The following is a 13,416-nucleotide window of genomic DNA, read 5'->3' as shown; positions in this document are numbered from 1 at the left end:
CTATGTTTTTTATACATATTTCATAAACACATAAAACAGCCAAAAAGGTGCATAAGTTTTTATAGCGCCCCAAAAAAGATCGCAGCCTTCAGCACTTCCTGCTGGGGGTTGCGATTTTTTTTAGTCTTCCAGCAAGGGGAATCCCAAGCTAAACGTTGTGCCTTTACCCACCACACTGTGACACTCGATTTTCCCGCCATGGTGGTCAACCACCGCCTTGACCATCGACAGTCCCAAGCCAATGCCATCCACCCCTTGAGCGGATGAAAACCGTCGGTACTGAGTGAACAGATCCGGCAGTTCCTCGGCACTGATGCCCTTGCCTTGGTCAGCGACAGTGCAGGTCAGCCAACCCATCGTGCAATGAACCTGCAGCGAAATGCAGGCGTCGGGCGAGCTGTACTTGATGGCATTTTCCAGCAGATTGAACAGAGCACGGGTCAGCAAAGATTGATCTGCCTTCACCATCGCTTCTTCATTGTGTATTTCGTAAGTGAGCTGAATGCCCTTGGCCTGAGCGATGGGCAGTGCCTGGTCGACCACGTCCATCACCAGCATGGCAAACAACGTTGGCCGGAATTGGTACGCCTCGGATTCAGCCTTGGCCAATTGCACGAAGCCATCGGTCAGATCCAGGGCGCGACGCACCTGGCGCTCGATCTGATCGAACACCGGGTTGGTATCGCCCGCCTGATGGCGTTGCACATCCAGCAACGCGAGGATCGCCGAGTGAGGCGCGCGCAGATCATGGGACAGAAAACGCAGCATGACGCTACGTTGCTCCTCGGCTTCGCGCTCCGCGCTCAGGTCAGTAAGGCTCAGCAGCCAGCCAATCGGCGCATCGCCGTCGACAGGCAATAGGGCGGCCCGTTCCAGACGCAAGCTGCGCTCGCGAGTGTCGCGAAACTCCACCAACGGCAATGTGGATAACCGATGAGGCCCTCGCTCCAGCGCCGGGTAACCCAGTTGCGCGAGATGCTCCAGCACATCACCGCCCGCCAGGCCATGGCCGAAGAGATCACGCGCCTTGCGGTTACCGAGCAACAACTTGCCTTGAGGGTCGCTGATCATGGTCGCCACGGGCAGGTATTCCAGGCCGTCAGCGATGAAACGGCGCGTGTCCCGCGTTCGACTCATGGCTTGTTCCAGGGCCATGATCTGGCCCTGCAAGCGGTCACTGCCGGTGTACGGGGCGCGGCGACGTTCCGGGAACACCTTCGGCTCCCCATCCAGGCGCGCCAACTCCCAGCCGAAATAGGCCAGCACCACGCTCAGACGCCGCCAGTTCCAGATCAGGTAACCCAACAACATGCCCAAGACACTGGCCATCGGCGACCACCACCAGCCCTCCGCGCCCAGCACCGCGCTGAGCAACAGTGCCAGGCCCATGCCACCCACTGTGGTCCATAACGCCAGCTGCGGGCGCAGCAACAGCAATCCCAATACACAGGCTACCAGGCACACCGACAACAAAGCTGCAGCCGACCCGTTGCTCATGGTCTGGGCACTGAATGACAGCAGGGCAGTAAGCGGCAATAGAAATAAACTTATCCACAACCACTCCCGTACCAATTGGCGAAACAATCGCTGGACCTGGGTCGGTTCACGGCTTTCACGGCGACGCTGGTTGCTCATAGGCACTCTGACTGAACAGTGGGACGGCGGGCTGAAAGCCCAAGACTATAGCGGACTCGCCAAGTGGCGCGCAGCTGGCTTTCCCTCGGCGCCGCGAGCCGGTATTGTCGCAGCCAGCGACAGGGAGAATGGCAACGAATCAGCCGGCACACCGCACGCTGATCACGATTGCATGCCCCCTGAGATGTCCGTTACTCCCGAGATCAAGGAATCGCGTCCCATGCGTGTCGCCATACTGGATGACGAACCGGCCGAACTGCGCCGGGTGGAACAGACACTTCAACAAATCCCCAGCAAGAACGAGCAAGCCTGGACCCTGCACAGTTTTGAACGCGGTGAAGACCTGTTGCGGCAACTGCGCCGGGAAACCTTCGACCTGTTGATCCTCGACTGGCAATTGCCCGATATCAGTGGGTTGTCGCTGCTGCGCTGGACACGCGAGCACATGGACTCGCCACCGGCCGCCATCATGCTCACCAGCCGCGACGGCGAGCACGACATCGTCCAGGCCCTCAATGCCGGCGCTGACGACTACGTGAGCAAACCCTTCAGGCCCAACGAACTCAAGGCCCGGGTCACCGCCGTGCTGCGGCGCCATAACCTGCAGCGCACGCCCACCAGCGATGTGCTGGTGTTCAACGATCTGGAATTCGACGATGCCGAACTGACCGTCACCCGCGCCGGCATCCCCATCAGCCTGACCGAACGTGAATACCGCCTGGCCCGCTGCCTGTTCGCCAACCTGGGCCGTCCATTGTCCCGGGAGTATTTCTACGAGCGCTTCTGGACCCACGAGGAAATGACCTCGTCGCGTCCGCTCGATACCCATATCTATCGTCTGCGCAACAAGCTTGGGCTGACGGCGGATCGAGGTTGGCAGTTGCTGACGATTTATGGGTATGGGTATCGGTTGGAGAGGGTGGCGGCAGGGAGTGAGGCGTCGGTGGCCAGTTAAGGCGCCGATGTAAAAAGGCCAACGCCTATGCGTTGGCCTTTTTGTTGGCGGGGAGCCTGCGGCTCATCAGCCCATCATGGCTGCCACTTTCCCAGCTTTTCCAATCCGACGACGCTGTATCAGCACGCCGGATATCACTACCAAGACACTCAGCAGACCGGTCGCGAGGATCTCCACGCGATGGGCTTCCTGGAACAGCATGATGGTCAAAGCCCCAACGATGAATATGATCACCGCGTAGGTGAGGCCGGGGAACAGCCACATGCTGAAGGCGATTTTTTCCCCGCGAACCATGCGCTGTTTGCGCATACGCAATTGCGAAACCGCAATGACCAGGTACACCAGCAACGCGATAGCCCCCGAACTGGCCAACAGGAATTCGAAGACAGCAGCCGGGGCCACGTAGTTGGCGAACACTGCAACGAAGGCTGCCGCGGTCGACAGGATCACGGCCCAATAAGGTGTGCCGCTCTTGTTGGTGCGCTGGGAAACAGCCGGTGCATCACCACGCTTGCCCAACGAGAACATCATGCGCGAAGCCGTATACAACGCGGAATTCAAGCAGCTTGTGACCGCAACCAAGACCACGATATCGACGATCAGCTTGGCATTCGGAATGCCCATGCGCTCCAGCACTGTCTGGTAGGAACCGACGCTGGCGAGAATCGGATCGTTCCATGGCACCAAGGCCACGACGATGAAGATGGAGACGAGATAGAACAAGCCAATCCGCCAGATCACCGAGTTGGTTGCCTTGGAAATCTGCTGGCCTGGGTTCTTCGATTCGGCGGCCGCGATGGTCACGATCTCGGTGCCCATGAACGAAAACATGGTAGTCAGGATCGCCCCCAACACCGCGCCCATGCCATTTGGCAGGAAGCCCTGGGTGTCAAACAGGTGCGAAACGCCGCTGACCTGGCTGGTAGGCAGCAAGCCAAAAATCGCCAGGATGCCAAGGCCAATGAAGCCGATGATCGCCACCACCTTGACCAGGGCGAACCAGAATTCAAACTCGCCGTAATTCTTCACACTGAACAGGTTGGTGACCGTCAGCAACAGGGTGATGACCAGGGTGAAGACCCAAATGGCCACGTTCGGGAACCAGGCATGCAGGATGGTCGCGGCGGCGTTGGCCTCCAGCGGAATCACCAGGACCCAGAACCACCAGTAGAGCCAGCCGATGGTGAAACCCGCCCAATGACCGATCGCCCGGTCCGCATACGTCGAGAAGGAACCCGTGTCCGGCGACGCCACCGCCATTTCGCCCAGCATCCGCATCACCAGCACCACCAAGGCACCCGCAGCAGCGTAAGCCAACAGCACGGCCGGACCGGCCGCTGCGATCGCGTGGCCGGAACCGACGAACAGACCGGCGCCAATTACGCCGGCGATGGAAAGCATCGTCACATGACGGGGCTTGAGCCCTTGCGCCAGATTATCGGAAGTTTGCGTACCGCTCATTGAGACTACCCTTGGCATTTGAATTTATTCGTACCACCTCGTGCCATCGTTTCCCTGTAAATTTAAAAAAACGATGTGTAAGTTATTAAACACGCAAGTTCTGCGCCAGGAAATCCAAGGCCCCCGGTATCCGGGGCCTTCACCCAATTCCTAACCCATTGACAATGAAGGCTTTATGCCAGGGTGTTACCCAGTTACCCCGTTTGTGATCGGTGGGTCTTAGAAGGATCGGGTATTTTCCAGCGTAAAAAAAAGCCAACGCATGTGCGTTGGCTTTTTGTTGGAGCGAGGTGCTGCTGTAGGAGTCGTAACCAGCGCACGGTTGACTTCGGCAACGCAAGAAGCCTGGGGTTACCAGGCTTGTGCGCGGTTTTGGCTCACATCCTCACATCAATCCAAGTGACATCGTCGCTTACCACAATGACGTCACCCGTTGGATCATTGATCGCAGCAGCTTGTTGCTGCTCAGTGAGCTCAGCCCAGAACCCATCGGTAGCGAAGACAAAGCGAGTTCCTGTTGGTGCCAGCCGGCGAACGAAGTCTGGATCCGGGTCCCGTGTTGCCCTCAGGCTGCGGGTGACCAGGTTACGTGCAGGATCTAGCGCCAACTCACGATGTGATCGGTCTCGTCTCCAGTTTGCTCGACAGTGAGGAGGCGTAAACCATTCGATTCTGCCATCGTTTCCAGCCATCCCACAGGCGCAATCACCTTCATATGCCACAGTCAGTTGGCCCTGCGACGCGACACCAATCAAGTAGCTCGTGGTCCCCGTCTGTGTGGCGAATAACTGCCCGTGTATATCCGCCAGGATACCGCTGAGCAATTGCTCAACCAGATCCGGCGTGGAGTCATCAGCGCCTTGGGCAATCTGGCTCTGGTAGGCCTTGATCACCCCCTGGGCCAGGCCTTGAGCAAGCTGGCAGCTTCCCGGTTTCGAGGTGCCATCCATAATGACGAAAAAGCCTCGTGATCCATCGATTTCCGCGACTGCGACATCGTGGTTCACCGCTCGCTCATGCCCTTTTACAGTCCTTGTTTGATATCTCATGCGAGCGCGCTCAGATCCTTCATACGTTGATGAACGAGCCTGCCACGCCCAGGGTTCGCCCGAACAGAGCCCGAGCTCTCGATTGCATAATCGATCCCGCTAAGTTGTGTCAGTGCGCTGACACCCGCGGCGATGTACTGTTTGAGCTCTTCGTCGGCGTCGCTGACCTCCGCCAACAGCTCTGGACGCCCGTCGATCAGAATGATGATGTCCTCGACGTCCTTGTGGTACGGGTCGCCATTTCCTCGGCCAGTGAAGGCTTCGAGCTTAGTTGCCAAGAAGAATTCTGGTTTGAAGATTCGAATCGCTCGGCCGCTGGGAAGCTCGAATGGTACTGCTTGAGACAGCCCCTCCACGTACCAGCGGTTCGCGTAGCCGAGAATCGATGGGTCGCTTGGCATAACATCTACGATGACATCGTTGAACCTGAATCGACAGTTCACGTCGTCTTCGCCAGTGATCTTGAAGCCCTTCGCTGCGAGGCGCTGCGTGAGCTTTTCCCAGGCAGAAATGCCGGCGAGTTCGATCACCAAATCGACGTCGTCGGTGAACCGGATGTCGTCTAGCACCGCGCTGTCGGTAACCAACATGGCGGTGGTGCATCCTCCGACAAAAGCGCACTCAGCGAGAAAATCGTCGCCCAAACCATCAGCCACAAACGAGATAAGGTCGTAGTTGTGGTCCGCATTCGATCCCATATTATTTCAACCCCATCCCTACCTTCAGTATGTTGACAGCCACGCCGCACTCCCTCGGGCCCCCAACGCGGATCGCATCTACAAGCGCGAGATAATGATAAAGGGTCCTGTCTTTTTTTACCGCCTCGGGAACCGTCTTGTAGAGAGGCTCAATCGATTGGCCACGCTCGTTGCCCAGGGCATCGGGCCACACGGGTATCAGCCCTCCCGCACTTTTCAGACTCTTTGAAAGAGCCGGAGCGGCAAACCCTGTTGGGATGCCGCGGACAATTGCACCAGGCCTGACGGGGAAAAAGTATTTCAGCGCGTGCTCGGTAATCTTCAGCAGCTCGCGCCGGTTCACCTTCGGTAGGCCGGTTTCATAGTCGTTGGTGAGAAGGCCGGCACTACGGCAACGCACCAAAGCGTTAGAAATTTCGCTTTTGCTGAGGCCAAGCGACGCGGAGAGCGCCCGCAAGGAATAGCTTTCACTCCAACTGGTTATCGGAGTCGACGACACCACATTCGACCAGCCTTCCCACTGATCGGAATCGTCCATCGGCGCGTCAAGGTCTAGCGGCCGAAATATCGTATCTTCGTCATTGATCGGCTGCGCAGCCAATGGCTGACCAACTGGCCCCCCAGCTACCATCAACCCACGGGGCTCTGGCTCCAGCAAGCTTTTAACTAGCTCAGAGGTAGATTCGGATTCCATACGGCCAAAGAGATTCTCCTCTTGAGCATGGAGGCTGGTCATTTTGAAAAGCAGCAAAATGTCTTGACTCTTCATAAAAGCCCTTTCGTAAAATGTCCACATTCCATAGATCGTGGACACTATACGCTTTGCAAATCCTGAATAGTCAAGAAAAATCTCATTGAGAGGCTGGAAGTCAAACGATCGGCTACCGGCAGCGTTCCCCTCGATGCAACAAAGGCGAATCACAAAGCTCCACACATCTGATAGGAGTTGACTTCCAAGAATAAGCAAAAAATCCATTGTCCACAGTCCATAAAATGTGGACGATAGATTTCTGGTAAATTTCCAGAAGTCAAGCGCCGCAAGGTCGTAGATGCTGGCAGCTGGTCGAAACGAGGGACTGCTTGGCTGAAGCTATCCATTAAAGTGATGCTCTGAAGGCACATGTGGTCGTACAAGAGCGTGCGCCAGGCACAAAAAACATTGCCCCCAGATTTCTTAATTAATTAGGTGCTCCGACCCCCTCTCTACATCGGGTAGACCCATCGAGAATTTTGTGGGTGAGGCGGCGATCAGTGCATCGGCAGCTACGCCCAGGCTTGCCCTAACGCTTGCCGACGGGTAAAAAAAGGCCGACCCTCACGAGGGCCGGCCTTTTTTCTGCCTCTGATGACAATCAGCTATTTGAGATAATCATCAGATTTTCTGGGATCCTACAAGAAGGATCAGAAATCCAGGTTGGACACCGCCAACGCGTTACTCTCGATGAAGTCACGGCGAGGCTCGACCGCATCACCCATCAGGGTGTTGAAGATCTGGTCCGCGCCAATGGCGTCTTCGATGGTGACTTTCAGCATCCGGCGCGAGCTTGGGTCCATGGTGGTTTCCCACAGCTGATCCGGGTTCATTTCACCCAGACCTTTGTAGCGCTGGATGGTGTGGCGCTTGGTGCTTTCGGCCATCAACCATTCAAGGGCTTCCTTGAACTCGGTCACGGCTTTCTTGCGTTCGCCACGCTGAATGTAAGCGCCTTCGTCCAACAGCGTGCTCAGTTGCGCGCCGAGGGATACAACGGTCTTGTAGTCGTTGCTGCCGAAGAAGTCGCGGTTGAAAGTGACGTAGTTCGACAGGCCATGGGAGATCAGTTCGACCTCCGGCAGCCAGACGTTACGTTCACGGTCTTCGCGCAGGCTGGCTTTGTAGACCAGGCCGGATTTCTCTACGGTGCGCAGGCGAACTTCGTACTGGGCCAGCCAATCCTGCATCGCCGCGTGATCGGACAGCTGCTCCATGCTGACAGCCGGCAGGTAGATGAAGTGCTCGGTCAGCTCCTGTGGATACAGGCGCGACAGGCGCTTGAGGGTTTTCATCACCAGGCGGAAGTCGTTGACCAGGCGCTCGAGGGCTTCGCCGGAGATGCCAGGGGCTTCTTCGTTCAGGTGCAGGCTCGCGTCCTCCAGGGCCGACTGCGTCATGTACTCTTCCATGGCGTCGTCGTCTTTGATGTATTGCTCTTGCTTGCCTTTCTTGACCTTGTACAGCGGCGGCTGGGCGATGTAGATGTAGCCGCGCTCGATCAGCTCCGGCAACTGACGGAAGAAGAAGGTCAGCAGCAGGGTGCGGATGTGCGAACCGTCGACGTCAGCATCGGTCATGATGATGATGTTGTGATAACGCAGCTTGTCGATGTTGTACTCTTCGCGGCCGATGCCGCAGCCCAGCGCGGTAATCAACGTGCCGACTTCCTGGGAAGAAATCATCTTGTCGAAGCGCGCCTTCTCGACGTTCAAGATCTTACCCTTGAGCGGCAGGATGGCCTGGGTCCGGCGGTTGCGTCCCTGCTTGGCGGAACCGCCAGCAGAGTCACCTTCCACGAGGTACAGCTCGGACAGGGCAGGGTCCTTTTCCTGGCAGTCGGCCAGTTTGCCCGGCAGGCCGGCGATGTCCAGCGCGCCTTTGCGGCGGGTCATCTCACGGGCCTTACGCGCCGCTTCACGGGCACGCGCGGCGTCGATCATCTTGCCGACCACCAGCTTGGCTTCGTTCGGGTTCTCCAGCAGGAAGTCGGAGAAGTACTTGCCCATTTCCTGTTCGACCGCGGTCTTCACTTCGGAAGACACCAGCTTGTCTTTGGTCTGGGAACTGAACTTCGGATCCGGCACCTTCACCGAAATGATCGCTGTCAGGCCTTCGCGGGCATCGTCACCGGTGGTGGCGACTTTATGCTTCTTCGCCAGGCCTTCCTGTTCGATGTAGTTGTTCAGGTTACGCGTCAGCGCCGAACGGAAGCCCACCAGATGGGTACCGCCATCGCGCTGCGGAATGTTGTTGGTGAAGCACAACAGGTTCTCGTTGAAGCTATCGTTCCACTGCAGGGCGATTTCCACGCCGATGCCGTCATCACGCTGGACGTTGAAGTGGAATACCTGGTTGACCGGCGTCTTGTTGGTGTTCAGGTATTCAACGAACGCACGCAGGCCGCCTTCGTACTTGAACAGCTCTTCCTTGCCGCTGCGTTCATCCTTGAGAACGATGCCGACACCGGAGTTCAGGAAGGACAGCTCACGAATCCGCTTGGCCAGGATGTCCCAGCTGAAGTGGATGTTCTTGAAGGTATCGCTGGAAGCCTTGAAGTGGATCTGGGTGCCGGTGCTTTCGCTGTCGCCAACGATTGCCATCGGTGCCTGAGGCACGCCATGGACGTAGGTCTGTTCCCAGATCTTGCCGCTGCGGCGCACCGTGAGCACAAGCTGTTCGGACAGTGCGTTCACGACCGAGACACCTACACCGTGCAGACCGCCGGATACTTTGTAGGAGTTATCGTCGAACTTACCGCCGGCGTGGAGGACGGTCATGATGACCTCGGCAGCGGAAACGCCTTCCTCTTTGTGTACGTCTACCGGGATGCCACGGCCGTTATCGCGAACGGTGATGGATTCATCCGGGTGGATGATGATGCTGATGTCGTCGCAATGGCCGGCGAGGGCTTCGTCGATCGAGTTGTCGACCACCTCGAACACCATGTGGTGCAGACCGCTGCCATCGTCGGTGTCACCAATGTACATACCGGGACGTTTGCGTACGGCATCCAGGCCTTTCAGCACTTTAATGCTCGTTGAGTCGTACGTATTTTCTTCGCTCAATGCCTTCACTCCCGATGGTCGTGGGTCTGGGTGATACGGCCCTGTTCCACGTGGAACAGAGCGACTGGCGTTTCCGTCTGCCAGCCTTCCCTCAATAATTCGTGATCTACACAGGTGATAAATACCTGGCAGCGTAAGTCTTCCAACAAGCGGCAAAGTGCGCGACGGTGGGCTTCGTCCAGCTCGGACGGCAAGTCATCCACCAGATAAATACACTGACCGCGACGGGCCTGGCTGACCAGATGCCCTTGGGCGATACGCAAGGCGCACACCACTAACTTCTGCTGCCCCCGGGACAAGATGTCCGCGGCGTTATGTGCGCCCAATCTGAGGCGCAAGTCAGCGCGTTGTGGTCCAGCCTGGGTATGGCCCATCTGCTGGTCCCGCTGCAGCGAGCCAGCCAGCACGGCACTCAATTCCCGGTCCTTGTCCCAGCCTCGGTAATAGCTGAGCGTCAGGCCCTCAAGCTCAACCAGTTCGCTCAAGGTCTGCTCGAAGACCGGTTTCAAGGCTTTGATGTAAGCGCGGCGGTATTCATCGATTTCAGCGCTGGCCTGGCACAGTTCCCTGTCCCAAACCGCTTGCGAAACGGCGTCAAGTGTACCATGCCGCAGCCAAGAGTTTCTCTGGCGCAGCGCCTTCTGTAAGCGCTGCCAAGTGGACATGAAACGGGGTTCCACGTGAAACACGCCCCAGTCCAGGAATTGCCGACGAATCTTCGGCGCGCCTTCCAACAAACGGAAGCTGTCCGGGTTGATCAACTGCAACGGCAAGATCTCCGCCAGCTGCGCGGCGCTGCGGGCGTTCTGTCCGTCAATGCGAATCTGGAACTCGCCTTGCCGGTCCCGGGAGATCCCCAAGGCGCTGTGACCCCCTTCAGCCAGCTCCACCTGCCCGAACACTGTGCAAGCCAATTGATCGTACTGGATGACCGGCAACAGGCGACTGCTGCGAAACGAACGGGCAAGCCCCAGCAGGTGAATGGCTTCCAGGACACTGGTTTTGCCGCTGCCGTTGGCGCCGTAAAGGATATTGATTCGCGGGGAAGGGGAGAAGGTCACCGGGTGCAGATTGCGCACCGCGGTGACCGAGACGCGACTTAAGGACATCTAGCTTCTGCTGAACATGATTACAGACGCATCGGCATGACAACGTAGGCCGAATCGTCGTTATCGGACTCCTGCACCAACGCACTGCTGTTGGAGTCAGACAGGATCAGACGCACTTGCTCGGTGGTCATCACGCCCAGCACGTCGAGCAGGTAGCTGACGTTGAAACCGATTTCCAGGGAGCCGCCGTTGTATTCAACGCCCACTTCTTCTTCCGCTTCTTCCTGTTCCGGGTTGTTCGCCTGGATTTTCAGCTGACCATTGGCCAGTTGCAGGCGAATGCCGCGGTACTTCTCGTTGGACAGAATCGCCGTACGGCTGAAGGCTTCGCGCAGCGCCTGGCGGTCGCCCAAGACCAGCTTGTCGCCACCTTTAGGCAGTACACGCTCGTAATCAGGGAATTTACCGTCCACCAGTTTCGAGGTGAAGGTGAACTCGCCGGTGGTGGCACGGATGTGGTGCTGGCCGAGCACGATGCTGACGTTGCCATCCGGCTCAGTCAGCAGGCGGGCCAGCTCCAGGATACCTTTGCGCGGCACGATCACTTGGTGGCGATCAGGCTGACCGATATCGGCCTGCATCGAGCACATCGCCAGACGGTGGCCGTCGGTTGCAACGGCGCGGATGATGCCGGCGGACACTTCCAGGAGCATGCCGTTGAGGTAATAACGCACATCCTGCTGGGCCATGGCGAAGCTGGTGCGTTCGATCAGGCGACGCAATTTGCTTTGCTCGAGGCTGCAGGTCAGCGAACCCGGTCCTTCTTCCACCGTCGGGAAGTCATTGGCCGGCAGGGTCGACAGGGTGAAGCGACTGCGACCAGCCTTGACCACGAGCTTCTGCTCATCGACCTTGATGTCAATCAGCGCGTCGTTGGGCAGGCTTTTGCAGATGTCCATCAGCTTGCGCGCCGGTACGGTAATGGAACCCGGATCGGCCGGCTCTTCAAGTTGCACACGACCGACCAGCTCGACTTCCAGGTCGGTACCGGTCAGCGACAATTGCTGGCCTTCGACAACCAGCAGCACGTTGGAAAGTACCGGCAAGGTCTGGCGGCGTTCGACGACGCCTGCGACCAGTTGCAGGGGTTTCAACAGGGCTTCGCGTTGAATGGTGAAATGCATGGTCTAGTCCCTTGCCTTAATAAGCTGCGCTGGTGGTCATCAAGTGGTCAGTGTACGCAGCAGGTTCTTGTAGTCCTCGCGGATGTCCGCGTCGGATTCCTTAAGTTCGTTGATCTTGCGGCAGGCGTGCAACACCGTGGTGTGGTCGCGCCCGCCAAACACATCGCCGATTTCCGGCAAGCTGTGGTTGGTCAGTTCCTTGGACAAAGCCATGGCCACCTGACGTGGGCGAGCCACCGAACGCGAACGACGCTTGGATAGCAGATCGGAAATCTTGATTTTGTAGTATTCCGCAACCGTACGCTGAATGTTATCCACAGAAACCAGTTTGTCTTGGAGCGCCAACAGATCCTTCAAGGATTCGCGAATCAGCTCGATGGTGATGTCGCGGCCCATGAAGTGCGAGTGAGCGATCACACGCTTGAGAGCGCCTTCGAGCTCACGTACGTTCGAGCGGATACGCTGGGCAATGAAGAACGCGGCGTCGTGAGGTAGCTCGACCTTGGCCTGGTCGGCCTTCTTCATCAGGATCGCGACTCGGGTTTCCAGTTCCGGAGGCTCGACAGCCACCGTCAGGCCCCAGCCAAAACGCGACTTGAGGCGCTCTTCAAGGCCTTCGATTTCTTTCGGGTAACGGTCACTGGTGAGAATGACCTGCTGCCCGCCTTCAAGCAATGCGTTGAAGGTGTGGAAAAACTCTTCCTGGGAACGTTCCTTGCGGGCGAAGAACTGAATATCGTCGATCAGCAAGGCGTCCACCGAACGGTAGAAACGCTTGAACTCGTTGATTGCGTTCAGTTGCAGCGCCTTGACCATGTCGGCCACAAAACGCTCGGAATGCAGGTACACGACCTTGGCGTTCGGGTTCTTCTTTAATAGGTGGTTACCCACCGCGTGCATCAAGTGGGTCTTACCCAGGCCCACGCCACCATAAAGGAAGAGCGGGTTATAACCATGCTTGGGGTTGTCCGCGACCTGCCAGGCCGCCGCGCGGGCCAGTTGGTTGGACTTACCCTCAACGAAATTCTCGAAGGTGAAGGTGCGGTTCAGGTAACTGGTGTGCTTGAGCGCGCCTTCGACCTGGACGGTGCGTTGTTCGGCGCGCACCGGAGCCTGCTGGGAACTGGCACCGGCCATTGGATCGAAGCTGTCGCGGGAGGGCTCTTCGCTGACTTCGGCGACTTTTTGCGTGTTGCGTTTGCTCGGGGCAGGCGCGGGCGCCGGGGCGGCATGGTTGTTCACGGGTGCCGGGGCAGCCTGCTGGGCCTGTGACGCCGCGGCGGCCAGCGGCGCATTGGGCGCGGCGCGGGGTGCCGAACTGCGTTTGCTGCCTATTAATAAGGACAACGCAGGCGCCATGCCATTGCCATGCTCGTCGAGCAGTTCCATGACCCGGCCCAGGTACTTTTCGTTGACCCAGTCGAGAACGAAACGGTTCGGTGCATAGACACGCAACTCGTCGCCTTCGGCTTCGACCTGTAGTGGACGGATCCAAGTGTTGAATTGTTGGGCAGGCAGCTCATCGCGCAAAAGCTCTACGCACTGCTGCCAAAGTTCCACTGACAC

10 protein-coding genes are annotated in these 13,416 nt (G+C 57.8%); 1 reads left to right on the top strand and 9 read right to left on the bottom strand.

Going from position 1 to position 13,416, the window contains the following annotated elements; all coding sequences use genetic code 11:
• Nucleotides 1-120: 120 nt before the first annotated feature.
• Nucleotides 121-1,635 carry a PAS domain-containing sensor histidine kinase gene (locus LOY70_RS00050; protein ID WP_265032284.1) on the bottom strand — a complete coding sequence of 505 codons (1,515 nt, stop codon included), beginning with the start codon at nt 1,633-1,635 and terminating at the stop codon, nt 121-123.
• A gap of 220 nt (nt 1,636-1,855) precedes the next feature.
• Here LOY70_RS00050 and LOY70_RS00045 point away from each other — a divergent pair, with 220 nt between their 5' ends.
• Nucleotides 1,856-2,590 carry a response regulator transcription factor gene (locus tag LOY70_RS00045; protein ID WP_025211058.1) on the top strand — a complete coding sequence of 245 codons (735 nt, stop codon included), beginning with the start codon at nt 1,856-1,858 and terminating at the stop codon, nt 2,588-2,590.
• A 66-nt stretch (nt 2,591-2,656) separates the two neighbouring features.
• On the opposite strand, the gene gabP is transcribed toward LOY70_RS00045, so the two are convergent.
• The 8 genes from gabP to dnaA all read right to left on the bottom strand — a co-directional run bounded on the left by gabP (nt 2,657) and on the right by dnaA (nt 13,416).
• Nucleotides 2,657-4,051 (bottom strand): GABA permease, encoded by a 1,395-nt coding sequence (gene gabP, locus LOY70_RS00040; RefSeq protein ID WP_265032281.1) that lies wholly within the window; start codon nt 4,049-4,051, stop codon nt 2,657-2,659.
• A 377-nt stretch (nt 4,052-4,428) separates the two neighbouring features.
• On the bottom strand, nt 4,429-5,058 hold the full coding sequence (locus LOY70_RS00035; protein ID WP_265032280.1) for a serine/threonine protein phosphatase: 630 nt from the start codon (nt 5,056-5,058) through the stop codon (nt 4,429-4,431).
• A 38-nt stretch (nt 5,059-5,096) separates the two neighbouring features.
• Complete coding sequence (locus LOY70_RS00030) at nt 5,097-5,798, bottom strand: hypothetical protein (RefSeq protein WP_265032278.1); 702 nt, start codon at nt 5,796-5,798, stop codon at nt 5,097-5,099.
• A gap of 1 nt (nt 5,799) precedes the next feature.
• On the bottom strand, nt 5,800-6,594 hold the full coding sequence (locus tag LOY70_RS00025) for a MarR family transcriptional regulator (RefSeq protein ID WP_265038239.1): 795 nt from the start codon (nt 6,592-6,594) through the stop codon (nt 5,800-5,802).
• Nucleotides 6,595-7,199: 605 nt separating this feature from the next.
• A complete protein-coding gene (gyrB, locus tag LOY70_RS00020; RefSeq protein ID WP_265032276.1) occupies nt 7,200-9,617 on the bottom strand; it encodes a DNA topoisomerase (ATP-hydrolyzing) subunit B in 2,418 nt (805 codons plus the stop codon).
• A 5-nt stretch (nt 9,618-9,622) separates the two neighbouring features.
• Nucleotides 9,623-10,726, bottom strand: a complete 1,104-nt coding sequence (recF, locus tag LOY70_RS00015; RefSeq protein ID WP_265032274.1) for a DNA replication/repair protein RecF — start codon at nt 10,724-10,726, stop codon at nt 9,623-9,625.
• Nucleotides 10,727-10,746: 20 nt separating this feature from the next.
• Nucleotides 10,747-11,850, bottom strand: coding sequence for a DNA polymerase III subunit beta (dnaN, locus tag LOY70_RS00010; protein WP_007903001.1), 1,104 nt, complete (start codon nt 11,848-11,850; stop codon nt 10,747-10,749).
• A gap of 39 nt (nt 11,851-11,889) precedes the next feature.
• Entirely contained in the window at nt 11,890-13,416 is a 1,527-nt protein-coding gene (gene dnaA / locus LOY70_RS00005; protein WP_060739907.1) for a chromosomal replication initiator protein DnaA, read from the bottom strand.

This window comes from Pseudomonas sp. B21-054 (assembly GCF_026016345.1).
Classification (GTDB): Bacteria; Pseudomonadota; Gammaproteobacteria; order Pseudomonadales; family Pseudomonadaceae; genus Aquipseudomonas.
Note: the sequence above shows the minus strand (reverse complement) of the source record. Positions and strands in the feature narration are given on the sequence as shown.

What these genes read in the sequence shown, in the direction of transcription:
- LOY70_RS00030 (WP_265032278.1), bottom strand. Translation starts at nt 5,798, where the DNA reads ATGGGATCGAATGCGGACCACAACTACGACCTTATCTCGTTTGTGGCT.
- recF (WP_265032274.1), bottom strand. Translation starts at nt 10,726, where the DNA reads ATGTCCTTAAGTCGCGTCTCGGTCACCGCGGTGCGCAATCTGCACCCG.
- gabP (WP_265032281.1), bottom strand. Translation starts at nt 4,051, where the DNA reads ATGAGCGGTACGCAAACTTCCGATAATCTGGCGCAAGGGCTCAAGCCC.
- LOY70_RS00050 (WP_265032284.1), bottom strand. Translation starts at nt 1,635, where the DNA reads ATGAGCAACCAGCGTCGCCGTGAAAGCCGTGAACCGACCCAGGTCCAG.
- dnaN (WP_007903001.1), bottom strand. Translation starts at nt 11,850, where the DNA reads ATGCATTTCACCATTCAACGCGAAGCCCTGTTGAAACCCCTGCAACTG.
- LOY70_RS00025 (WP_265038239.1), bottom strand. Translation starts at nt 6,594, where the DNA reads ATGTGGACATTTTACGAAAGGGCTTTTATGAAGAGTCAAGACATTTTG.
- LOY70_RS00045 (WP_025211058.1), top strand. Translation starts at nt 1,856, where the DNA reads ATGCGTGTCGCCATACTGGATGACGAACCGGCCGAACTGCGCCGGGTG.